Origin of the sequence: Actinomyces viscosus (genome assembly GCF_900637975.1) — a bacterium.
Classification (GTDB): Bacteria; Actinomycetota; Actinomycetes; order Actinomycetales; family Actinomycetaceae; genus Actinomyces; species Actinomyces viscosus.
In genome coordinates, this window is the sequence record NZ_LR134477.1 from 1,420,061 (window position 1) to 1,442,002 (window position 21,942).

Here is a 21,942-nt window from a genome sequence, read left to right on the forward strand (position 1 = left end):
ACATGACCGGTTTGTCTCAGGGGCGCTGCCCGCGGCAGCAGCCGTGGCTGGGGCTAGCCCTCCAGCTTCTTCAGGTCGTTGCTCAGCGCGGTGATGACGTCCTGGGAGGAGCGGCTTCCCGGCTGCTGGATCGTGGGGTAGATGTTGTCCTGGATCTTCGCGGTGACGTCGCCGTAGTAGACGGCCTGGGGACGGCTCTTGGCGTTCTCAAGACTCTGCTTGAGGATCGGCAGGTAGGGGAAGTCCTTGAGGAGCTCAGGATCGTCGTAGAGCGAGCCGAGAATCGGGGCGAGCGTCTGGGTCTGCAGCTGGTATCGCTGGGACTCCTCGCTGATCCACCACTTGACGAACTTCAGCGCGGTGGCCTTGTTCTTCGAGCCCTTGGCGATAGCGCAGTTGTGCCCGCCCAGGGTGGGGACGAAGTCCTTGCTGTTGATGCTCGGCAGGGCGGCGACGTCGAACTTGTCCGTCCCCAGGGCCTCCTTGTTGTTGGCGTACTGGTAGGGCCACTGGCGGTAGAAGAGGAGGTCGCTCTTCTCGAAGGCGTTACGGCCGTCCTCCTCCTTCCACTCCAGGGACTCCTTGGGGATGTAGCCCTGGGAGAAGCCGTCGACGAGCCACTGCAGGCCGGTAACCGACTCACTGGAGTCGACGATGACCTGGTTGTCGGCGTCGTAGAAGCCGCCGCCGGCGGTGTGGATGAACTCCGAGGCGCAGCAGGTCAGCCCCTCATACTTGGCGAACTGCCCACCGAAGCCGCCGATGCTCTCATGGCCGGGAAGGGCCCTCACCTTGTCGATGGCGGCCTTGACCTCGTCCCAGGTCGTGGGGACCTCGACGCCAGCCTCGGCCAGGAAGTCCTTGCGGTAGAACATGACCGGGGCGTCGGTGGCGAAGGGGACCGCGAAGAGCTTGTCCTTGTAGACGCCCGTCTTCCACACGGGATCGAGGATGTCGTCGTTCTTGAGCTCGTCCTCGGGCAGCTCGACCACCCACCGGTTGGCAGCGAACTCGGAGACCCAGACGTTGTCCAGTGAGATGACGTCGTAGGCGTTGGAGTTGATCCTGGCGGCGTTGACGAAGGCGGTGCGCTGCTGGTCGGCCTCGGCGGAGAGCTCGATGAGCTTGACCTCCTCACCCGGGTTGGCCTTGTTCCACTCATCGATCCTGGCCTGGACCTTGCCGGCTGAGTTGTCCTTGCCCTGGACCCAGGTGATCGGTCCGGTGCCTTCAAAGGTGACGGGGCCGTCGTCGTCGTTCCCGCTGGAGGTGGAGCAGGCCGCGATGGAGGCCAGCGCCGCCGCCAGGGCCGAGCCCTGGATGAACTGACGACGGGGTAGGGGTGTCATGCGTGTTTCCTCCTTGAAACTGCTTCGGAGCCCACCGGCTCCGTTCCGGAAGGACCCACATCGTCGACGCGCGTCGACTAGGGCATGAGACTTACGTTACACACCCGTGACCGGCCGGTCAAACCGTTTCGTATTCGTTCTTCCCGCCCCCTCGGGGACAACGCCTCAGCCCCGGCACGGCAGGCCCGACGACGATGCCCTGTGATCGCCACGAGACCACCCGGCACCACCTGTGAAAACCTCCACAGCCGCCCCCTCGTTCTCTCACCTCAACGGAGCGTCCCCTGTCGAACGGGCTGACACAATGAGGCCGTGAGCTCTCGCCCCTCCTCGCCCCACGGCACCAGCACCAGGCCCCACGCTACCCCGGCCGTATGACCGGCGGGGTCTCCAGTACCGAGATCCCCTTCCAGCCGGAGGAGCACTGGTCGGTTCCGTGGCTGCTCGCCGACCGCATCGCCCGCAGCGGCGACAAGCCGCTCGTGGCCCGCAAGTCCTCCGTGTCAGGGGACTGGCAGGAGGTCTCCGCCCGGGTCTTCGGCGAGGAGGTCGCCCACGTGGCCGCGGGGCTCATCGGCATGGGGCTTCAGGCGGGCAGCGCCGTCGGCATCATGGCGCACACCTCCTACGACTGGTTCCTGCTGGACATGGCGATCGCCCGCGCGGGCCTGATCTCGGTACCCATCTACGAGACGAGCTCGGCCGAGCAGGTCGAGTGGATCATCACCGACTCCGACGTGCGTCTAGTCATTACCGAGAGCGGGACCCTGGCCGAGCTCGTGCGGGGTGCCGTCGCCGCCGTCGGGAAGACGGTGGAGGTCCTGGCGCTGGACTCCGACGCCATCACCACGATCGTCCAGGCCGGTTCGGGCATCAGCCCCTCCCAGGTCGATGAGCGCTCCAACGCCCTGAGGGTCGACGACGTCTACTCCATCATCTACACCTCCGGCACGACCGGTCGTCCCAAGGGGGTGGAGCTCACTCACCGCAACGCCGTCGGCATCCCCTACCACGGGGTGCGCTACCTGCCCGGTGTCCTGTGGGGCGGCAACGTGCGCCTGCTGCTGTTCCTGCCGCTGGCCCACGTCTACGCCCGTTGCCTGCAGCTGCTGTCCCTGGCCGGGGAGGGCGTGCTGGGGCACACGCCCGACGTCAAGACGCTCCTGCCGGACCTGCAGTCCTTCGCCCCCTCCTACGTCCTGGCCGTTCCCCGCGTCCTGGAGAAGATCTACAACGCCGCGGACGCCAAGGCCGGCGGTGGGGCGAGGCTCAAGCTGTTCCGCTGGGCCGCCAAGGTCGCCATCGCCTACTCCCGTGCCCTGGACACCCCCGAGGGCCCCTCCCGCCGCCTGCGGCGGGCGCACGCGGTGGCCGATCGTCTGGTCTTCCGCAGGATCCGCGCCCTCATGGGCCCCAACGCTCGTTTCATCATTTCCGGCGGAGGCCCGCTGGGGCAGCGCCTGGGCCACTTCTACCGCGGCCTGGGACTGGTCATCCTGGAGGGCTACGGCCTGACCGAGACGATCGGCCCGGTCAGCGTCAACGCCGACTGGCTCAACAAGATCGGCACTGTCGGCCCGCCCGTGTGCGGCAACGAGATCCGTATCGGCGAGGACGACGAGATCCAGGTCCGGGGCCTGGGCGTGTTCTCCGCCTACCACAACAACCCCGAGGCCACCGCCGAGTCCTTCACCGCCGACGGCTGGTTCCGCACCGGTGACATCGGTGCCCTCGACGAGGACGGCTACCTGCGCATCACCGGGCGCAAGAAGGAGCTCATCGTCACCGCCGGCGGCAAGAACGTCGCCCCCACCCAGCTCGAGGACCGGCTGCGCGGCCACCCGCTCGTCAGCCAGGTGCTCGTCGTCGGGGACGGGGAGCCCTTCATCGCCGCGCTCATCACGCTGGACAAGGAGATGCTTCCCCAGTGGCTGCGCAACCACGGGCTGCCGGCCATGGACGTCATCGAGGCCTCCGCCCACCCGCAGGTGCTCGCCGCCCTGGACCGGGCGGTGGCGCGCACGAACCGCGCGGTCTCACGAGCCGAGTCGATCCGCACCTTCCGGGTGCTGACCACCGACTTCACCGAGGCCAACGGCCTGCTCACCCCGTCGCTGAAGGTCAAACGAGGCCCGGTGATGGAGGCTCACGCCGACGTCATCGCGGACATCTACGGCTCAACGCGCAAGGGACCGCAGGAGTAGACGTCATCAACCGTTCTGGGTGGGCATACTTACAACCATGACCGACGCCTCCACGTCCCCGGCCGACGCCGTCTCCTCCGCCCCGTCCGGGGAGCACGTCACCGAGCTCCTGGTTCCGGTTCACGAGGGCATGACGACGCCCTGGGCGCTGGCTGAGCGCGTGCGCCGCAATCCCGACGGCGGGCTCATCGCCCGGACCTCCCCGCTGGGGCGGCGCTGGCGCGAGATGAGCGCCGGCGCCTTCCGCGCCCAGGTTCGGGAGGTGGCCGCGGGGCTGGTGGCCAGGGGTCTTGAGCCCGGCGACGCCGTCGGCATCATGTCGCACACGTCATACGAGTGGACGCTGCTGGACTTCGCCGCCTGGGAGGCGGGCCTGGTGGTGGTCCCCGTCTACGAGACCTCCTCGGCCGAGCAGGCCCAGTGGATCCTCACCGACGCCGGGGTGCGCCTCATCGTCGTGGAGAACGAGGCCATGGCCTCGATGGTCGGCGCGCTGGCCTCCACGGTGCCCGAGCTGGCGGAGCTGCAGGTCCTGTGCATCGAGCGCGAGGACGTCCTGGGGCTCATCGAGTCCGGCCGCGGCGTGGATGCCGAGGAGCTCGATCGGCGCACCGCGGCCCTGACCTCGCAGTCCCTGGCCACGATCGTCTACACCTCGGGCACCACGGGCCGGCCCAAGGGCGTCGAGCTCAGTCACGGCAACCTGGTGCACCTGTGCGTCAACGTCTGCCCGCACGTGCCCGAGGTGCTGGGCGGGGACGAGGTCCGCTTCCTGCTGTTCCTTCCCCTGGCCCACGTCCTGGGACGGTTCGTGGAGATCGCGATCGTGTGCTCGCGCTCGGGCGTGCTGGGGCACGTGCCCGACGTGCGCAACCTCGTGGCGGACCTGGGGTCCTTCCGGCCCACCGCGGTTCTGGCCGTGCCACGTGTCTTCGAGAAGATCTACAACGCCGCGGACGCCAAGGCGAGTGGAGCCAGGCAGAAGGTCTTCCGCCTGGCCGCCAAGACCGCGATCGCCTACTCGCGCGCCCTGGACACCCCCGAGGGGCCCTCACGCAGGCTCAAGGCTCAGCGCGCCGCCTTCGACCGACTCGTCTTCTCCACCCTGCGCTCCGTCCTGGGCGGGCAGGTCAGCCATGTCATCTCGGGTGGCGGGCCGCTGGGTGAGCGCCTGGGGCACTTCTACCGCGGCGCCGGGGTGAGCGTCCTGGAGGGCTACGGCCTGACCGAGACCATGGGGCCGTGCTCGGTCAACCTGCCCGGTGCCACCCGGATCGGAACCGTCGGCACACCGCTTCCCGGCTGCGCGATCCGCCTGGGCGACGACGGGGAGATCCTGGTTCGCGGCATCGGCACCTTCGCCGGCTACCACAACAATCCCGAGGCCACCGCCGAGGCCTTCACCGACGACGGCTGGCTGCGCACCGGTGACATCGGTTCCTTCGAGGGCGCCGAGGGGTTCCTGCGGATCACGGGGCGCAAGAAGGAGCTCATCGTCACTGCCGGCGGCAAGAACGTCGCCCCGGCTCCCCTGGAGGACCGGCTTCGGGGGCACCCGCTGGTCAGTCAGGTGCTCGTGGTCGGGGAGAACCGTCCCTGCGTCGGAGCGCTCGTCACCCTGGACGCGGAGATGCTGCCGCTGTGGCTGAGCTCCCACGGCCTGGAGGAGATGACCGTCGTCGACGCAGCCCAGGACCCGCGGGTGCGCGCCGCCCTGGAACGGGCGGTGGCCAGGACCAATGAAGCGGTCTCACGGGCCGAGTCGATCCGCACCTTCGAGGTGCTGCCCACGGACTTCACGGTGGCCAACGGCCTGCTCACGCCCTCGCTCAAGGTGCGCCGCGCCGAGGCGGAGAAGCGCTTCGCGGCCGAGATCGACGCGCTCTACACGCGCACACCACTGACACCGAGTGCCTCCGCCACGCCCTCGAAGGGCTGAAGGCCCTACGTAACTGCCTCCGTCGGTTCTGGCAGCTCCGCCTGCCGGGCGCGCTCAGCCTCGTGACCGTCGCGGATCTCCTCGTGGTGCTGGATGACCTCAGCGACGATGAAGGCGAAGAACTTCTCGGCGAAGACCGGGTCGAGGCCGGACTCCTCGGCCAGCGCCCGCAGTCGCGCCACCTGCTGGCGCTCGCGCCCGGGATCGGCCGGCGGCAGGTCCAGCTGAGCCTTGAGCAGGCCCACCTGCTGGGTGCAGCGGAAGCGCTCGGCCAGGAGATGAACGAGGGCAGCATCCAGGTTGTCGATGGTGGCACGGTAGACGGCCAGCTGCGGGGGGACGCCGGCCTGTCCCGCGCTCATGCGGTCCGGCTCCGCTCCCCCACCTTGACGGTCGAGCGCAGCGTGCCCGAGCCCGCCTGGTAACGGGGCTTCCCGGTACCTCTGACGGCATCGGCGTCGACGACGACGCGTCCGACCTCAGGCAGGGAGGGAACCTCGAACATGGCCTGCCCCAGGACCTCCTCCACGATGGAGGTCAGTCCGCGGGCCCCGGTCTTGCGCTCCAGGGCGAGAGAGGCCACCGCCTCGATGGCGGCGTCGGTCAGCTCGAGCTCGACGCCGTCGAGGCTGAAGAGGTACTGGTACTGGGACACCAGGGCGTTCTTGGGCTCGGTCATGACGCGTACGAGCTCGCGCACACCCAGGTCCTGGACGGTGGCGATGACGGGCAGGCGGCCGATGAACTCGGGAATGAGCCCGAACTTGTGAAGGTCCTCGGGGCGCACCGGGGAGGTGAAGATGTCCTGTGAGCCCGTGCTGACGCCCAGCTGCGCGCCGAAGCCCACCATCTGGGCGCCGGACTCCTTGCGCTGGCGCTGGCGCACGATCTCCTCGATCCCGGCGAAGGCGCCGGCGGCGATGAAGAGGATGTTGGTGGTGTCGATCTCCAGGAACTCCTGGTGCGGGTGCTTGCGCCCACCCCCCGGGGGCACGGAGGCCGTCGTGCCCTCGATGATCTTGAGCAGCGCCTGCTGGACGCCCTCGCCCGAGACGTCGCGGGTGATGGAGGGGTTCTCCGCCTTGCGGCCGATCTTGTCGATCTCGTCGATGTAGATGATGCCCTTCTCGGCGCGCTTGACGTCACCGTCGGCGGCCTGGATGAGCTTGAGGAGGATGTTCTCCACGTCCTCGCCCACGTAACCGGCCTCGGTCAGGGCGGTGGCGTCAACAATGGCGAAGGGGACATCAAGGAGGCGGGCCAGGGTGCGGGCCAGGTGGGTCTTGCCGGTTCCGGTCGGCCCCAGCAGGAGGATGTTGGACTTGCCCAGCTCCAGGCCGTCACCCTCGGCCACGGAGCGCTCCTTGACCTGCACGCGCTTGTAGTGGTTGTAGACCGCCACGCTCATGGCGCGCTTGGCGGCCTCCTGACCGATGACGTACTGGTTGAGGAAGTCGAAGATCTCCTGGGGCTTGGGCAGCTCGAGAGGAACACCGGCACCGGACTCGCCCAGCTCCTCATCGACGATCTCGTTGCACAGCTCGATGCACTCGTCGCAGATGTAGACACCGGGCCCGGCGATGAGCTTCTTGACCTGCTTCTGGCTCTTTCCGCAGAAGGAGCACTTGAGCAGATCCACACTCTCAGCGTTACGTGCCACAGTTTCCTCCAGATTCGTCATCGGTCCCCGTGCCCGGGCGGGCCCTGCGCCAGCCTACGGGCTGAGGCGGCAGGTGCACCCAGCACATGGCGGCGTGTCCAGTCCGCAATATGCCATGTTGAGCACCACGCTGCCAGCGTTTGTGCGTTTGATTTTCACCGGCTGCACGGTCAGCGCTCCCGCCGGAAGCCGGCGGGAGCGCCTTACGCGGTCTCAACGCGGTCTCGATACAGTCTCAGGTACCCTGCGACCGCCTCGCCCGAGGCTCAGGAGGAGTGCGGGGAGGCCGGTGTCTTGCGCGAGGTGAGCACCTGGTCCACGATCCCGTAGTCCTTGGCTGCCGCGGCCGTGAGGATCTTGTCCCGCTCGAGGTCGGCGTGGATCTTCTCGCGGTCCTGACCGGTGTGCGACGCCAGCGTGTCCTCCAGCCAGGAGCGCATGCGGTCGATCTCGTCGGCGACGATCTCGATGTCGCTGGCCTGCCCCTGCATCCCCTCCATGGCGGGCTGGTGGATGAGGACGCGCGCGTTGGGCAGGGCCAGACGCTTGCCCGGGCTGCCGGCGGCGAGGAGCACGGCGGCGGCGGAGGCGGCCTGTCCCAGGCAGACGGTCTGCACCTGCGGCTTGATGTACTGCATGGTGTCGTAGATGGCCGTCAGCGCCGTGAAGGATCCGCCGGGGCTGTTGATGTACATGGTGATGAGGCCGTCGGGGTCCTGGGACTCCAGGACCAGAAGCTGGGCCATGATGTCGTCGGCCGAGGCGTCGTCGACCTGGACGCCCATGAAGACGATGCGGTCCTCGAAGAGCTTGGCGTAGGGGTCCTGGCGCTTGAAGCCGTAGGCGGTGCGCTCCTCGAACTGGGGCAGCACGTAGCGGGCCTGCGGCATGGCGCCGGCCTGACGGGCGACGGCCTCGAAGTAGGGACGGGTCGAGGACATGTCAGTTGTCTCCGTTCTGCTTGCCGATCTCCCGGCTGGAGCGCACGATGTGGTCGACGAAGCCGTACTCGAGGGCCTCCTGGGCCGAGAACCAGTGGTCACGGTCGGAGTCGGCGATGATCTCCTCCACCGTGTGACCGGTGTTGGCCGCCGTGATCTCCGCGAGCTCCTGCTTCATCTTGATGATGAGGTCGGCGTTGATGCGGATGTCTGTGGCCGAGCCCCCGGCACCGCCAGAGGGCTGGTGCATGAGCACCCGGGCGTGGGGGGTGAGGTAGCGCTTGCCCTTGGCGCCGGCCGACAGCAGGTGCTGCCCCATGGAGGCGGCGAGCCCCGTGGCCACGGTGGCGACATCGGGCTGGACGTACTGCATGGTGTCGTAGATGGCCATGCCCGCGGTGACTGAGCCGCCGGGGCTGTTGATGTAGAGGTAGATGTCCCGCTCAGGGTCCTCGGCGGCCAGCAGCAGCATCTGGGCGCAGATGGCGTTGGCGTTGTCGTCACGCACCTCGGAACCGAGCCAGATGATGCGCTCCTTGAGGAGGCGGTTGTAGATGGAGTCGGTCAGCCCCAAGCCTGCACCGTTGGCGTCGGCTGCCTGGGGCGGGGCGACCGCAGCGGGTGTATAGAGCTCGCTCACGTCAGTCCTCTCATGTTCGGTATCGCCAACGCTAACGCGGCCCGCCCATCCACTATGCCCGCCATGACGCCCTTTTCGCCCACGGCGCAGGTGCGGGCCCCGAGCCCGACCCCGGCCCGCGGCAGCCCTGGGCCGAGGCCCCACCCCCCGACGCCGAGCACCGACGACCGCTCGCCCCACACCCTCAGGAGGGGCATCCAAAACATGACCAACCCCACATCTTCTTGTTATAACAAACATATACGATAGTCTTCCATTACCTATTTATGCGGATGCGGCCCGTGCGCCCCGGCGGCACGCGGACCAAGGAGGACGAACCGTGGAAGCGCATCAGCCACCGAAGCCGGAGGCGGCATCGACCGCCTCCCCCGCCGGATCCCCTTCGGAGCGCGGAACCAGGCAAGGACCCGAGGCGCAGCGCATGCAGGGGCACTGGCTGCTGGCCACGCTCGGCAAGAGAGTTCTGCGCCCGGGCGGAATAGGTCTGACCCGGCGTCTGCTGGAGGCCGCCGAGCCGACGTCGGCCGATCGCGTCGTCGAGCTGGGCCCCGGTGTTGGCAGGACCGCCGAGATCCTCCTGGCGGCGCGTCCCACCTCCTACAAGGGCGTGGACCCCAATCCCGAGGGTCGCGAGCAGGTCGCGGACGTCCTTGCCACCCACGGCCAGCGGACCGAGGCCGAGTACGTCGTGGCGGACGCCGCCGAGACCGGCCTGCCCGACGACAGCGCGGACCTCGTCGTCGGCGAGGCGATGCTGACGATCCAGTCCGACGACCACAAGCGCGAGATCATCGCGGAGGTCGCTCGCATCCTGGCGCCGGGCGGCCGCTACGCGATCCATGAGCTGGCCCTGCGCGCGGACCGCTCCCCCGAGGAACTCGAGGAGATCCGCAGAAGCATCTCCCGCACGATCAAGGTCGGAGCCCGACCCCTGACCGAGCCGGCCTGGGAGGAGCTGCTGCGTGAGGCGGGGCTCGAGGTGACCTGGACCGGCACCGCCTCGATGAGCCTGCTCGAGCCCTCGCGCATCGTCGAGGACGAGGGAGTCCTGGGCGCTCTGCGATTCTGGCGCGCCGTGCGGAGCACCCCAGGGGCGCGAGAGAGGGTCAACGCCATGCGGCAGAGCTTCCGCCTCCAGGGTGAGGCCCTGTGCGCCATCGGCATGGTCGCCCGCAAGCCCGGCTCCCCCGCAGCGAAGCCCGGGGAGAACCACGCTGATAACCATGCAGAGAGCACCGTGACGGACCAGGAGCCCGACGCGGCCGAGGCGGCCAAGGGCGCCCCTGACCGCGAGGCTTCCGCTTCATGACGGGCACTGCGGCAACCACCCCGGCCCTTGAGGGCCGGGCGGCGCAGCGCGATGAGGGCCGCGGCGAGCTCAGGCTCGAGCGCGTGACGATGATCCGCCGGGGCCTGACCCTGGTGAAGGACCTGTCCGTCACGGTCGGCCCCGGGCAGACCCTGGCAGTCACCGGTGCCTCCGGCGCCGGAAAGACGACACTGCTGCGGGCGATCTCGGGCCTGTCGGGCACGGACGCCGGCACCGTCTCCCGCCCCGACGGCCGCCTGTCCCAGGTCTTCCAGGAGCCGCGGCTCATGCCCTGGTACTCGGCGCACCGCAACATCTCCCTGGTCGTGGGCGGCCCGACGCCGGACCTGACAGCCGTCCAGTGGCTTGAGCGGGTGGGACTCGCCTCGGCCGGCCACCTCCCGCCGGCCCGTCTGTCCGGCGGCATGCGCCAGCGGGTGTCCATCGCCCGGGCACTGTCCACGCAACCGGCCCTGCTCCTGGTGGACGAGCCCTTCTCCGCCCTGGACCGCCCCCTGGCCACCGCGCTGCGGGCCGACCTCATCGCCCTGCTCGCCGACCAGGACGTCGTCACCGTCTGGGTCACCCACGACCCCGACGAGGCCGAGGAGGTCTCCCACCTCCACCTCCGGCTCGACGGCCCACCGGGAACCTGGCACCTGTCCGCCTGAGCCTCGGAGACCGGCAGCAGGCGCCCTGGAACCTTCCGAGCCCTTCGCATGCCCCCTCTTTTCTCCCACAACCCCTCCTACATCCTCACCCTCACCCATCTCGACCACGAAGGACCCGGCACCTTGACCACCACCACGACCAGCCGCAGCAACTCACGCGCCGACACCGCACGCGCCCTGGCAGTACCGATCGGGCGTCGTTCCCTCATGACCATGGCCGGACTCGGCCTCTTGTCGCCGGCGCTCCTGTCGGCCTGCTCATCGCGCTCGGGCAAGGCCTCCTCCAGCGGGACGGGCGGGCATATCGACACCCTGCGCGTGCACGTTCCCACCACCCTGGCCTACATGGCGCCGATGACGCTGTTCGGCCAGCAGGGCAAGCTGGCTCCGACGATCGGCAGGGCCACGGTGGAGAACTGGTCGAGCATCGACGTGATGAGGACGCTGCTCATGCAGAAGCAGACGGACCTGGCCGCCACCCCGTCCTACGCGGCGGCGAACCTGTTCAACAAGGGCGTCCCGCTGCGCCTGGTGGCGATGCAGGTGTGGGGCATGCTCTACGTCGTCGGCCCGGAGGGCTCGTCGGCGCAGGGTCTCGAGGCCCTGCGCGGCAAGACCGTGGCCGTGCCCATGCCGAACAACATGCCGGACCTCGTCTTCCGCTATCTGCTCGGGCAGAAGGGCTGGGACACGGACAAGGACCTGACGATCCAGAGCTACACCGATGGTCAGGAGGCCCTGTCCAACCTTCTGGCGGGCAACGCCGAGTTCGCGGTCCTTCCGGAGCATCCCGCCAGCGTCAGCCTGGCCAGGGCCAAGCAGCAGGGCAAGGTCCTGGAGCGGACGGCCGACCTCCAGCAGATCTGGTCCGAGGTGACCGGTGGGGAGGCGAAGTTCCCCATGGCCGGGCTCGTCATGCCGCAGGAGATCACGGACTCCAGCTCTCAGGCGGTCGGGGCGGTCCTCAACGAGGTGGAGGCCTGCATCGCGGCCACCAACGCAGCCTGCGAGGAGACCGTCAGCGCCATCTCCCAGCGGACTGAGGTTCCTGCACCGATCGTCACCGAGGTGATCCCCCGCCTCCAGCTGAACCTGGTCCCCGCGGCCCAGGCCAAGGACCAGCTGGTCGACTTCTACACCCGGCTGTCCACCATCAACCCGGACATCGTCGGCGGCAGGATGCCGGCCGACGACTTCTACCTGAAAGACCCTCGGTGACCCCGGACCGGCCTTCCGCCCTCGCACGCTGGCGCGCCCGGTTCCTGTGGTGGGCCGGCATTGGCCTGGCGATCCTCATCTGGCACTGGGCCGCTCTGGACCAGCCCGAGTACGCGCTCCCCGGCCCGGAGGCGACCTGGCGCGCCTTCCTGGGACTCATCGACGACGGCGACCTGGGCTGGACGCTGTGGCTGACTCTCTCCAGAGCCGTCGTCGGCCTGGGGCTGTCCTGCCTCATCGGCATCCCGACGGGCTGGGCGCTGGGCACCTGGACCTGGCTGCGCGAGCTGCTGGACTCCTGGGTGCAGGTCCTCATGGCGGTACCACCGATCGTGCTCGTCGTGGTCGGGATGATCTGGCTCGGCCCGACTGCGGGAGTCGTCATCCTGGTCGTCACCCTGGTCACCCTGCCGCTGCTGGTGGCCTCCATGCGCGACGCGGTCCTCAACGTCGACGGCGATCTGCTGGAGATGGCGACGGTCTTCTCCAAGTCCCGTCCGTGGACGATCCGCCGAGTGATTCTGCCTGCGGTCGCACCGCCGGTACTGTCTGCCGTGACGGTCGCCGTCGGGCAGTCCGTGAGGGTGACGGTCATGGCAGAGCTCCTGAGCACCCCGACGGGGCTCGGCGCGGAGGTCCAGCAGGCGCGCACCAACCTGGAGACTGCCGACGTCTTCGCCCTGTCCGTCATCATGGCCGCACTAACGCTCATGCTTGAGCTGTGCGTCCTGCGTCCATTGCGTCGTCGCCTCATGGCACGCTCATCCCAGCCCTCGTAGCCCACACGCTCTCACCAACCGTCACCCATCCGTCATCAACCACACCGAAGGAGCCCAGATGTCCCCCTCTTCGACCACCCCGTCCACCGAGTCCCTGTTCCGGCTCGGCCTCAACGACGCCCTCCCGATCTCCGACGAGGCCACGACCTCACGAGTCGTCGTCAACAACGACATCCTTCGCACCGTCGTCTTCACCTTCGACGCCGGTCAGGCCCTCACCGAGCACGCCTCTCCTCGCGCCGTGGTGGTCACGCTGCTGGAGGGCGAGATGGACTTCTCCATCGGCGAGCGCACCGAGCGAATGAGCACCGGGGACGTCATCTACCTGGCCCCCAACGACCGCCACGCCCTGACGGCCGTGACACCGTGCCGCATGCAGCTGGTGATGGTCGACGTCGACGAGATCAAGGCGACGGCCGTGAAGTGAGGCGGTGCGCAGCGCCTCGGCCGTCAATGAGTCCGCCGACCCGGCGGAGCGGCAGCGGCCAGATGGGCGGGGTACGGAGCGCTGAGCCCTCCGTACCCCGCCCATTCCTGTGGGATCCGCAAAACTAGAAGTATGTCAGGGTGCGTTGTAGGAGCAGTGGGATTCCTCTCGACCACGAGCATCACGCGCGGTATCACGCCTCACGCACATCTTCAGGCAGAAGAGGGCGGTCAGGCGACTCACGCTCCCTTGTAGGAAAACTAAACCTTCCGTAGGCTAGGTTGTGGGTGCCCGAGATCTTGACGTGACTCGCTTCCCACACCGTGGCACATGCCGGGCGGGCGTGGCACTATCGATTTTATCCACCCAGAGAACAACAGAGAACTCCACGAGGGCCTGCATGTCTGACGATCCCATCCCTCACTTCTCTGCTCAACCAGTCTACCACATTCTTTTACTCTTCAATAATCCCACTCCCTCCCGATCGTCACGCCTTCCGCCTGCCGCACCACCCAGTAAGGGGTTACCAGTGTCCAGCACGCCCGCACAATTCCATGCACCAGAGAGGACCGCCGAATGATCGTCATCACCCTGCTGGTGGGAATCCTATTCTGGATCGGAATTGACATATGGGCCGGTGTTACCTCGAAGTGGTACAAGGCGGTAAAGCTGGATCCCAGCATCAGCTCGGAGGACTTCAGTGTCCTCGTGCCGATCTACGGCAACGTCAAGTACCTCCAGAACGCGGACTACCTGCATCCCTACGGTGATCGGGTGGTACTGTGCACGACCTCCGGGGAGTCGGAGGAGTTCTATCGAGACCTCGAGGACATCGCCATTCGCTACGGATTCCGGATCTTCCGAAGCGAGTACGTTCCCCGCAAGGTGGGACGCAAGCGGAGCACCTCCGGCATCACCAGGGACACCGTGGTCCGAGACGCGCTGCTGGCCGCCCCGCTCAACTCCTACACCGTCTGCCTTGACGCCGACACCACGGCTCAGGAGCCGTTGACCCAGATCATCGGTGCCCTGGTGTCCACCAGGGCGGACTTCGCCTCGGTCACCATCGTGCCCCAGAAGAAGGGGCCCTTCATCGTCCAGATGCAGCGCCACGAGTACGTCGTCTCCATGCGCGCCCGCAGAATCATGCCCTGGCTGCTCAGCGGCGCCCTTCACATCGGCAAGACCGACGTCATGCGCCAGATCATGGCCCGCCACTCCCTGTTCTTCCAGGGCAACGACATCGAGTCCGGCATTATCGGGGACGCCCTGGGATACAAGGCGGTCCACATTCTTGCCCACGTCAACACCAATGCCCCTGACACGCTGTACGCCTGGTGGCGCCAGCGAATTGCGTGGAGCGGCGGATCCTTCCGGCTTTTCATCATCAACTTCAGGTTCGTCTTCCAGCACCCCTTCCTGTGGCTGTACAGCGGCATCGTCGTGATCAGTATGTTCATCCTCAGATGGATCGCTGTTGTCACTCCCGGTTGGACGCTCCTGCTCGCACTGTTCATCTACTACGCCGCGATCGTGTGGCTTCACTGGGACCACGGGAACAAGTGGCTCATCTTCCAGCCCTTCTACTGCCTCTTCGTCAGTCTCATCGTGGTTCCCATCGGGGTGGTGTACTACTTCAAGATGGCGATTCCCGAGCGCAATTTCGGAGTCATTCGTCCCAAGCGCAAGGAGCTGGTGACCGCCGGCTGATTCTCCGGCAGCTGCGCCGGATCAGCACGGCGCGGTCACAGACACAAAAAAGTCGGTGGGCCCACCTCCTTGAGGAGGTGGGCCCACCGACGTCCTACAGCTTCCGACCGGAGCAGGACGGCCTCTCCGTCCGCTCTCCGGTCAGCTCACTACGAGCTCACTCGGCTGCGTCGCCCTCGGCGGCGTCGTCGGCGTCGTCCTCGGCGGTGACCTCAGCAGCAGCAACGGCGGCGGCCTCAGCGGCGGCCGCGGCATCGTCCTCGTCAGAACCGATGTAGGCGGACAGGTTCACGGTCTCACCCTTGGAGTCGACGACCTTGGCCTGACGCAGCGCCATGGCCAGGGACTTGTTGCGGGCGACCTCGGAGACGAAGGCGGGGATCTGGCCGGCCTGCTGAGCGCCCTGGAGGAACTGAGCGGGCTCCATGCCGTACTGCTGGGCGGTCTGGAAGAGGAACTCGAGGAGCTCGTCCTGAGCCACGCCGATCTTGAGGTCCTCGGCCAGGACGTCGAGGATGATCTGGTCGCGTACGCCCGTGACGATGTCCTCGCGGATCTCCTTGGCGTGCTCGTCGTCGCCCTCCTTGCCCTCGGCCTGGAGGTGCTGGGCGATCTCGGCCTCGACGACGGCCTCGGGGACGTCGAAGGTGACCTCACTACGCAGCTGCTCGAGCAGGGCGTCACGGGCGGCGACGGCCTGCTCACCGGTCTTGCGCTCGGTGACCTGCTTGACGAGGTCCTCGCGCAGCTCCTCGACGGTGTCGAACTCGGAGGCGAGCTGGGCGAGCTCGTCATCGACCTTGGGCAACTCGCGCTGCTTGACGGCGGTGGCGGTCACGGTGACCTCGGCCTGCTCACCCGCGTGCTCGCCACCGGCCAGCTCGGTGGTGAAGGTGGCGGACTCGTCGGTCGTGAGGCCGCGCAGGGCGGTGTCCAGGCCCTTGAGCATGTTGCCCTTGCCGATCTCGTAGGAGACGCCCGAGATGGAGTCGACCTCCTCGCCGTCGATGACGGCCTTGAGATCGATGGTGACGAAGTCGCCCGTCTTGGCCTTACGGCCGACGGACTTCAGGGAGCCGAAGCGGGCGCGCAGGTTGTCCAGCTCGGCGTCGACGTCCTCGTCGGTCACCTCGACGGCGTCGACGGTCAGCTCGGTCTTGCTCAGGTCCGGCAGCTCGATGACGGGACGGACGGTGACCTCGGCGGTGAAGGCGAGCTGGCCGCCGTTCTCACCGGTGGCATTGGGCAGCTCGACGACGTCAACCTCGGGCTGGAGCATGGGAACCCGCTCGGCCTCGGTGATGGCGTCCCGGTAGAAGTCGGAGAGCTTGTTGTTGACAGCCTCCTGGATGACGGCTCCACGACCGACCCGCTGGTCGATGACCCGGTTGGGGACGTGGCCGCGGCGAAAGCCGGGAACCTGGATCTGGGAGCCGATCTCCTTGTAAGCGGCATCAAGGCTGGGCTTGAGCTCCTCATAGGGGACCTCGACGGTCAGCTTGATGCGACTGGGGTCAAGATTCTCGACAGTGGTCTTCACGGGGGTTGCTCCCAAGGTCTGAGTTCTGCGGTAACACCGAAGCCTTCGGAAGCGTTCGGCGGACGCGCGTCTGTGGCGTCAATCCGTGCCATCTTAGGGCAAACCGGCAGTAGGATCGATGATGCGCCCGCACCTGGCACATGAGTCTGGACACAGGGCCCCGCCCCGTCACCGCTCCGGGCCGAGCGGCACGCTCCGGCCGCCGGCGACGACGGCCGGCCAGGCCCGTTCAACCCGGGCGACCTTCTCGACCGCCTCGACGACGTCGGCGTGCACCCGGCGGGCCTCGGCGTCATCCGAACCGGTGAAGCGAACCGTCACCCGGGGCTCGCCGCACGCCACGTCGACCCGGAAGGACTCCAGCACGGTCGTTCTCCTCATGGCGCTGCGGGCGGCGGACTCGACGTCCTCAGGCCGGTGCCCCTCCTTGACTTGAGCACGGTCACCGTAAGAATCGATCGGTACGAGGGCATGCCCTCAGCGTAGAGCCCCGCAGCGCGGTATGCCTGCGGGCCGACCAGCCGGCAAGCACGCGCGCCGACTCCCGCACGGCGAGGGGTCGGGCTGGCGGGATTTGAACCCGCGGCCCCCTGCTCCCAAAGCAGGTGCGCTACCAAACTGCGCCACAGCCCGTGACGTGACGAAAGGGACCGCCGAGGAGGCGGCCCCTTTCGGCTCACAGAGCGGGTGACGGGAATCGAACCCGCGCAATCTGCTTGGAAGGCAGAGGCTCTACCATTGAGCTACACCCGCAAGGATGAAGGGCTGACACCCTCCACCGACAGCCTCACTGCTCGATGAGACCCTCCTTGTAGGCCCGTGCCAGACGGCGGGGCACGGAGATCTCGCGGCCCTGGACGCGGATGGTGTTGAGCTCGGTGAGCTTGGCCTTCCACTGCGAGCGGCGGTTGCGGGTGTTGCTGCGGGACATCTTCCGCTTCGGCACTGCCATGGGCCCGCTCCTCTCTCATAAACCACAGGGATCAGATGATCCCTCGAAACTGGACCGAGGGACACCATAACGACATTGACGTGACGGCTTCCAGTCCAGGACCGTCTCAATGCGTGTGACATCGATCCCGCACCCGCCCGTGCGAGGATCGTCCCATGGCCTCGCACGCCCCTCACGCACCGTCCGACCATCCGTCTCAGACACAGGGGCCACCCGGGCTCCTGACGCCGGCCCGGGGCGAGCAGCCCGAGATCGACCTGGAGGTCAGGAGGTCGCACTTCCTGGCTCGCGCCTGCCGCACGGACTCCATGGACGAGGCCCGCGAGTTCATCGCCCGCGTGCGCTCCGCCTACTCCGACGCGCGCCACCACTGCTCGGCGATGACGCTCACCGACCTCTCACAGGCCGATGCCCTGACCGCTTCGCACCAGCCCACCGAGCGCTCCAACGACGACGGCGAGCCCTCCGGCACGGCGGGCCAGCCCATGCTCGACGTGCTGCGGGGAACGGGGCTGGCCAACACGACCGTCGTCGTCACCCGCTACTTCGGCGGGACGCTCCTGGGAACCGGCGGGCTGGTGCGCGCCTACTCGGAGGCCACCGCTCAGGCGCTCGAACGGGCCTCGCGCGTGGTCCTGACCCGGCTCCACCTGTGGGACCTGCGGGTGCCGGTCGCCCAGGCCGGCAGGATCGAGGCGGAGCTGCGCTCACGAGACCAAGCCGGGGCGCCCGGTCCGGCGGCAGCAGACGCCGGCCCTGAGACCACGCCGGCCATCCGCGTCGAGGAGACGATCTGGGGCCCGACCCACGCGGTCCTCGTCCTGGCCACGTCCTGGTCCGACCCTGCACGGCTTCAGGCCTCCCTGGCGGCCCTGACGCGAGGTGAGGGCCAGCCCGAACCCGCAGGGAGCAGGCTGGTCGAGGTCCCGGCACCGTCGGCCCGGTAACCGCAGCCGCCCGGCACCGACCGCGACTGATGACGCTGGAGGCGCTCGGGGACGGGCGACCGCAGCACGCCCGGGGACACGAGAGGCGGACGACCACGATGTGACACAGGCGAGGAGCGGATGTGGCGATCGCCGTCGGACACGGGGTATGGTTCCAGCAGCCGCCGGGGCGCGAGGGTCCCGGAGGAGCTCACGAGCAGTTCAGACACAGGCAGGCGCAGTCAGGCGCCCTCGGGACAGGAGGACCCATGATGGCCACGACCGTCATGCGCACCATGTTCTCCGCGTTCTCCGTGCCGTCCGCGCCCTGCGCGCCCATGTGTTGCTGCTGCCGGTGTCGGTAGGGCGCCAGGCCACGACATCTGTGCGCGTACCGCTGCGCGCATGCCCGGCGCTCCCGGAGCAGGCGGCCATTCCTGCTGTTCTCGCCACCTGGATGACGAATACGACGTGGCACCTCGTTGACGGATGCGGACCGTCCCCCCCACCTTCTTCTCTCACGGGCTCTCACGCCCCGGAGCCGCCCCGCCCCTTGGCGGGCCGGTACCGGTACCGAGAGCCCACCCGACTCGCAACCCCTAAGGACGTCACTATGACCTTCGCATCCGACGCAACCGCCCTGGTTGGAAACACTCCGCTGGTTCGTATCAACCGCGTGACCGATGGCGCCCCCGCCACCGTGCTGGCCAAGGTGGAGGCCTTCGAACCGGCCTCCTCGGTCAAGGACCGCATCGCCCTGTCCATCGTCCGCGCCGCGGAGGAGTCCGGTGCCCTCAAGCCTGGCGGCACCATCGTGGAGGCGACCTCCGGCAACACCGGGGTCGGCCTGGCCATGGTGGGCGCGGCCCTGGGCTACAAGGTCATCATCACCATGCCCGAGACCATGTCCAAGGAACGGCGAGCCATCATGCGCGCCTTCGGCGCCGAGCTGGTGCTGACCACCGAGGGCGGCGTGGCCGGGGCCGTCAAGCGCGCCGAGGAGATTCAGGCCGCCACCCCCAACTCGATCCTGGCCTCCCAGTTCACCAACCCCGCCAACCCCAAGGTCCACCGCGAGACCACGGCCCGGGAGATCCTGGAGCAGACCGGGGGCGACATCGACGTGTTCGTGGCCGGTATCGGCACCGGAGGCACGCTGACCGGCGTGGGCCAGGTACTGCGTCAGGAGAAGCCCGAGGTCAAGATCTACGGCGTCGAGCCCTCCGAGTCCCCGCTGCTGAGCGAGGGCCAGGCGGCTCCCCACAAGATCCAGGGCCTGGGCCCCAACGTGGTCCCCGAGATCCTCGACCAGGGCATCTGGGACGAGCTGCTCCACATCGACTCCGAGACGGCCATCACCTACGCGCGGCGCGCTGCGGCGGAGGAGGGACTCCTCGTGGGCATCTCCTCGGGTGCCGCCCTGGCCGCCGCCAGTGAGCTGGCCAGGCGCCCTGAGCTGGAGGGCAAGACCATCGTCACCGTTCTTCCGGACACCGGTGAGCGTTACCTGACCACGCCTCTGTACAAGGACTACCTCGACTGACGACTCCGACGGCGGCGAGCCTGGGAACAGGTGAGCCGCCGTCGGTGTTGTCATCGGCGCAGCGGGTGAGGTGAAGGCTGACAAGCCGACCTGGGCCGCACCGTCACCCATCTCAGGAGCACACCATGCACAACTCCCACCGGTCCCTGCTGGACCTGGCCCGCGAGGACCTGGCCACAGCCCGCAGACGCGACCCCGCCGCCCGTTCCAACGTGGAGGTGGCTCTCCTGTACCCGGGTGTCCACGCCCTGTGGGCTCACCGAGCCGCTCACAAGCTGTGGCACAAGGGGCACCGGTTCGCGGCCCGGGCCCTGTCCCAGGCCGCCCGCAACCTCACCGGTATCGAGATCCACCCGGCGGCGAAGATCGGCGAGCGCTTCTTCATCGACCACGGCATGGGCGTGGTCATCGGCGAGACCGCCGAGGTCGGCGATGACGTCCTCATGTTCCACGGAGTGACCCTGGGCGGGGTGTCCATGAGCCCGGGCAAGCGTCACCCCACCATCGGTAACGACGTGCAGATCGGCGCCGGCGCCAAGGTTCTGGGCCCGGTCGTCGTCGAGGACGGGGCCAAGGTCGGGGCCAACGCGGTCCTGGTGAAGAACCTGCCTCAGGGGCACGTCGCGGTGGGCGTCCCCAGCCGAGCCCGGGACCCCCGCACCGATCCCGAGCTCATGATGGATCCGACCATCTACATCTGAGTACATCTGCGCCGTCCGGAGGCTGTGACGGACCGGCCCCCTCGTCACGCGCTCACAGGCCCCGACCGCCCGCTGACCGGATCCCGGTCAGCGGGCGGTTACTCCTGCGGCCAGGTCGCGCAGGCGGTTGAAGACCCTGCCGCCGGAGGCGCGTGAGCCGTCGTGCTCGTACTCGCTGGTGATCCAGGTGCGCAGGCCGGGGATGAGCGCGGCCGTCTCCAGCGAGGTGGTCATCGGCACGAACACGTCGCGGGCGTAGACGGCGGCAGCCCCGGGAGTCGTCGCGGCCCCGAGACGGGCCGGATCGTAGAGCGACGGCCACTCGTGCGCCGCCAGGAGGTCGACCACCTCCAGCCAGGGGCGCAGACCGGTGTCCTCCAGGAAGACCTCACGGCGCACGTGCTCACCGGTCAGCAGCGTGGGGTCGTTGTCGAAGGCCGCCGGACGCACGCGCTGGGCGGCCCAGTCGGTGGTGGCGGCGTCGGCCCAGCAGGACTCGTGAATGACGGCGTAGAGCGGGAACCTGCCGCCGAAGGCCAAGGACTGTCCCAGGTCGTAGCGGAAGGTCCAGGAGGCGGGGTCGCGCTCCAGGAGGTAGTGAATCGTGTCCGCTCCCCCGGCCCCTCCCAGCAGGGCGCCCAGCGAGCGCAGGCGCTCGGGCCCGACGACGTCTCCACTCGCCGTGGTCAGCTCACCGCGGCCGGCCAGCTCGGACAGGCGCGCCATCCGGTCGCGGTCCTGGGGGTAACGGGCGTAGTAGTCCTCGCTCTTGACGCGCATCGCCTCGTAGCTGAGGGCATAGACCTCCTCGATGCCGTGCCCGACGGCGGGAAGGCCCCCGGTGATGTAGACGGTCTCAAGGCTCTCGGCGTGCTCGGACAGGTAGCGGGTGACGCAGAACCCTCCGAAGGACTGTCCCAGCAGGCTCCAGCGCTCCAGACCCAGGCCGCGGCGCAGGTCCTCGCAGTCCTCGACGATCTCGTCGGCCCGCAGGTGAGTGAGCAGCCGGGCGGTGGCCGCGGGCGTACCGGCGGCATCGGGCCGGTCCACCGGGCTGGAGGCGCCCGTGCCGCGCTGGTCGATGAGGATGAGCCGGTAGTGCTCCAGGATCGCACCGATCCAGCCCAGGCCGGCGTCGGCGCTGGGTCGGGGAGCCTCGCAGCCCGGCCCTCCCTGGAGGAAGACGAGCGGTGGCCGTGAGAGCGGGTCGGTGCCCGCGGCCGAGATCTCGCGGGCGTAGACGGTGATGGAGGTCGTTCCGTCCGGGGCCGGGTCGCCTTGTCCGCTGCGGTCCAGGGGTACGTCCAGATGGTGCTCCCGGGTCAGCAGGCCGACGGTCTGAGAGGACCAGCTCGAGGAGTGGAGGCGGGGCGAAGGGGTCGACATGCGGACACCTTATGTCCTGCGCCGGCCCCGCAGCCCGACCCTCCTGG

Annotated in this window: 20 protein-coding genes and 2 tRNA genes; 11 read left to right on the forward strand and 11 right to left on the reverse strand. The window is 68.4% G+C overall.

Going from position 1 to position 21,942, the window contains the following annotated elements; genetic code table 11:
• Positions 1-53: 53 nt before the first annotated feature.
• Entirely contained in the window at positions 54-1,349 is a 1,296-nt protein-coding gene (locus EL340_RS06135; RefSeq protein ID WP_126413875.1) for an ABC transporter substrate-binding protein, read from the reverse strand.
• Positions 1,350-1,723: 374 nt separating this feature from the next.
• On the opposite strand from EL340_RS06135, the gene EL340_RS06140 reads away from it, so the two are divergent.
• Together EL340_RS06140 and EL340_RS06145 are read left to right on the forward strand one after the other, a co-directional pair.
• A complete protein-coding gene (locus EL340_RS06140; RefSeq protein WP_126413876.1) occupies positions 1,724-3,553 on the forward strand; it encodes an AMP-dependent synthetase/ligase in 1,830 nt (609 codons plus the stop codon).
• Between the two features lie 37 nt (positions 3,554-3,590).
• Complete coding sequence (locus tag EL340_RS06145; protein WP_126413877.1) at positions 3,591-5,492, forward strand: AMP-dependent synthetase/ligase; 1,902 nt, start codon at positions 3,591-3,593, stop codon at positions 5,490-5,492.
• Between the two features lie 5 nt (positions 5,493-5,497).
• On the opposite strand, the gene EL340_RS06150 is transcribed toward EL340_RS06145, so the two are convergent.
• From EL340_RS06150 to EL340_RS06165, 4 genes are all read right to left on the reverse strand, one after another.
• Positions 5,498-5,854: a chorismate mutase gene (locus EL340_RS06150; RefSeq protein WP_126413878.1), complete on the reverse strand. Its 357-nt coding sequence runs from the start codon at positions 5,852-5,854 to the stop codon at positions 5,498-5,500.
• Positions 5,851-7,152 carry an ATP-dependent Clp protease ATP-binding subunit ClpX gene (clpX, locus tag EL340_RS06155; RefSeq protein ID WP_126413879.1) on the reverse strand — a complete coding sequence of 434 codons (1,302 nt, stop codon included), beginning with the start codon at positions 7,150-7,152 and terminating at the stop codon, positions 5,851-5,853. Before clpX ends, EL340_RS06150 begins: the two co-directional genes overlap by 4 nt.
• 266 nt (positions 7,153-7,418) lie before the next feature.
• Positions 7,419-8,093 carry an ATP-dependent Clp protease proteolytic subunit gene (locus EL340_RS06160; protein WP_126413880.1) on the reverse strand — a complete coding sequence of 225 codons (675 nt, stop codon included), beginning with the start codon at positions 8,091-8,093 and terminating at the stop codon, positions 7,419-7,421.
• Between the two features lies 1 nt (position 8,094).
• On the reverse strand, positions 8,095-8,733 hold the full coding sequence (locus EL340_RS06165; RefSeq protein WP_009404125.1) for an ATP-dependent Clp protease proteolytic subunit: 639 nt from the start codon (positions 8,731-8,733) through the stop codon (positions 8,095-8,097).
• Positions 8,734-9,154: 421 nt separating this feature from the next.
• On the opposite strand from EL340_RS06165, the gene EL340_RS06170 reads away from it, so the two are divergent.
• The 6 genes from EL340_RS06170 to EL340_RS06195 all read left to right on the forward strand — a co-directional run bounded on the left by EL340_RS06170 (position 9,155) and on the right by EL340_RS06195 (position 14,847).
• On the forward strand, positions 9,155-10,042 hold the full coding sequence (locus EL340_RS06170; RefSeq protein WP_126413881.1) for a class I SAM-dependent methyltransferase: 888 nt from the start codon (positions 9,155-9,157) through the stop codon (positions 10,040-10,042).
• Entirely contained in the window at positions 10,039-10,713 is a 675-nt protein-coding gene (locus EL340_RS06175; protein ID WP_126413882.1) for an ATP-binding cassette domain-containing protein, read from the forward strand. The genes EL340_RS06170 and EL340_RS06175 overlap by 4 nt, the downstream gene beginning before the upstream one ends.
• A 207-nt stretch (positions 10,714-10,920) precedes the next feature.
• Positions 10,921-11,931: an ABC transporter substrate-binding protein gene (locus EL340_RS06180; RefSeq protein WP_126415347.1), complete on the forward strand. Its 1,011-nt coding sequence runs from the start codon at positions 10,921-10,923 to the stop codon at positions 11,929-11,931.
• Positions 11,928-12,710: an ABC transporter permease gene (locus tag EL340_RS06185; protein WP_126413883.1), complete on the forward strand. Its 783-nt coding sequence runs from the start codon at positions 11,928-11,930 to the stop codon at positions 12,708-12,710. Before EL340_RS06180 ends, EL340_RS06185 begins: the two co-directional genes overlap by 4 nt.
• A 58-nt stretch (positions 12,711-12,768) precedes the next feature.
• Positions 12,769-13,137: a cupin domain-containing protein gene (locus EL340_RS06190; RefSeq protein ID WP_126413884.1), complete on the forward strand. Its 369-nt coding sequence runs from the start codon at positions 12,769-12,771 to the stop codon at positions 13,135-13,137.
• Between the two features lie 576 nt (positions 13,138-13,713).
• Positions 13,714-14,847, forward strand: a complete 1,134-nt coding sequence (locus EL340_RS06195; RefSeq protein WP_126413885.1) for a glycosyltransferase family 2 protein — start codon at positions 13,714-13,716, stop codon at positions 14,845-14,847.
• A 157-nt stretch (positions 14,848-15,004) separates the two neighbouring features.
• On the opposite strand, the gene tig is transcribed toward EL340_RS06195, so the two are convergent.
• The 5 genes from tig to rpmF form a co-directional block, all read right to left on the reverse strand.
• Complete coding sequence (tig, locus tag EL340_RS06200) at positions 15,005-16,387, reverse strand: trigger factor (protein ID WP_126413886.1); 1,383 nt, start codon at positions 16,385-16,387, stop codon at positions 15,005-15,007.
• Between the two features lie 168 nt (positions 16,388-16,555).
• Positions 16,556-16,753: a hypothetical protein gene (locus tag EL340_RS15915; RefSeq protein ID WP_408608567.1), complete on the reverse strand. Its 198-nt coding sequence runs from the start codon at positions 16,751-16,753 to the stop codon at positions 16,556-16,558.
• Positions 16,754-16,946: 193 nt separating this feature from the next.
• Positions 16,947-17,020 (reverse strand) — tRNA-Pro (locus EL340_RS06210).
• A 49-nt stretch (positions 17,021-17,069) separates the two neighbouring features.
• Positions 17,070-17,140, reverse strand: a tRNA-Gly gene (locus EL340_RS06215).
• A gap of 34 nt (positions 17,141-17,174) precedes the next feature.
• The gene (rpmF, locus tag EL340_RS06220) at positions 17,175-17,339 is read right to left on the reverse strand and encodes a 50S ribosomal protein L32 (protein WP_003784449.1); all 165 of its coding nucleotides are present in this window, start codon (positions 17,337-17,339) and stop codon (positions 17,175-17,177) included.
• Between the two features lie 155 nt (positions 17,340-17,494).
• On the opposite strand from rpmF, the gene EL340_RS06225 reads away from it, so the two are divergent.
• The 3 genes from EL340_RS06225 (at position 17,495) to epsC (ending at position 20,509) form a co-directional block, all read left to right on the forward strand.
• Positions 17,495-18,286 (forward strand): IMPACT family protein, encoded by a 792-nt coding sequence (locus EL340_RS06225; RefSeq protein WP_126413887.1) that lies wholly within the window; start codon positions 17,495-17,497, stop codon positions 18,284-18,286.
• 592 nt (positions 18,287-18,878) lie between these two features.
• The gene (gene cysK / locus EL340_RS06230) at positions 18,879-19,808 is read left to right on the forward strand and encodes a cysteine synthase A (RefSeq protein ID WP_126413888.1); all 930 of its coding nucleotides are present in this window, start codon (positions 18,879-18,881) and stop codon (positions 19,806-19,808) included.
• A 125-nt stretch (positions 19,809-19,933) separates the two neighbouring features.
• Entirely contained in the window at positions 19,934-20,509 is a 576-nt protein-coding gene (gene epsC / locus EL340_RS06235; protein ID WP_126413889.1) for a serine O-acetyltransferase EpsC, read from the forward strand.
• An 87-nt stretch (positions 20,510-20,596) separates the two neighbouring features.
• Here epsC and EL340_RS06240 read toward each other — a convergent pair whose 3' ends face one another.
• Positions 20,597-21,895 carry an alpha/beta fold hydrolase gene (locus EL340_RS06240; RefSeq protein ID WP_126413890.1) on the reverse strand — a complete coding sequence of 433 codons (1,299 nt, stop codon included), beginning with the start codon at positions 21,893-21,895 and terminating at the stop codon, positions 20,597-20,599.
• Between the last annotated feature and the right edge of the window lie 47 nt (positions 21,896-21,942).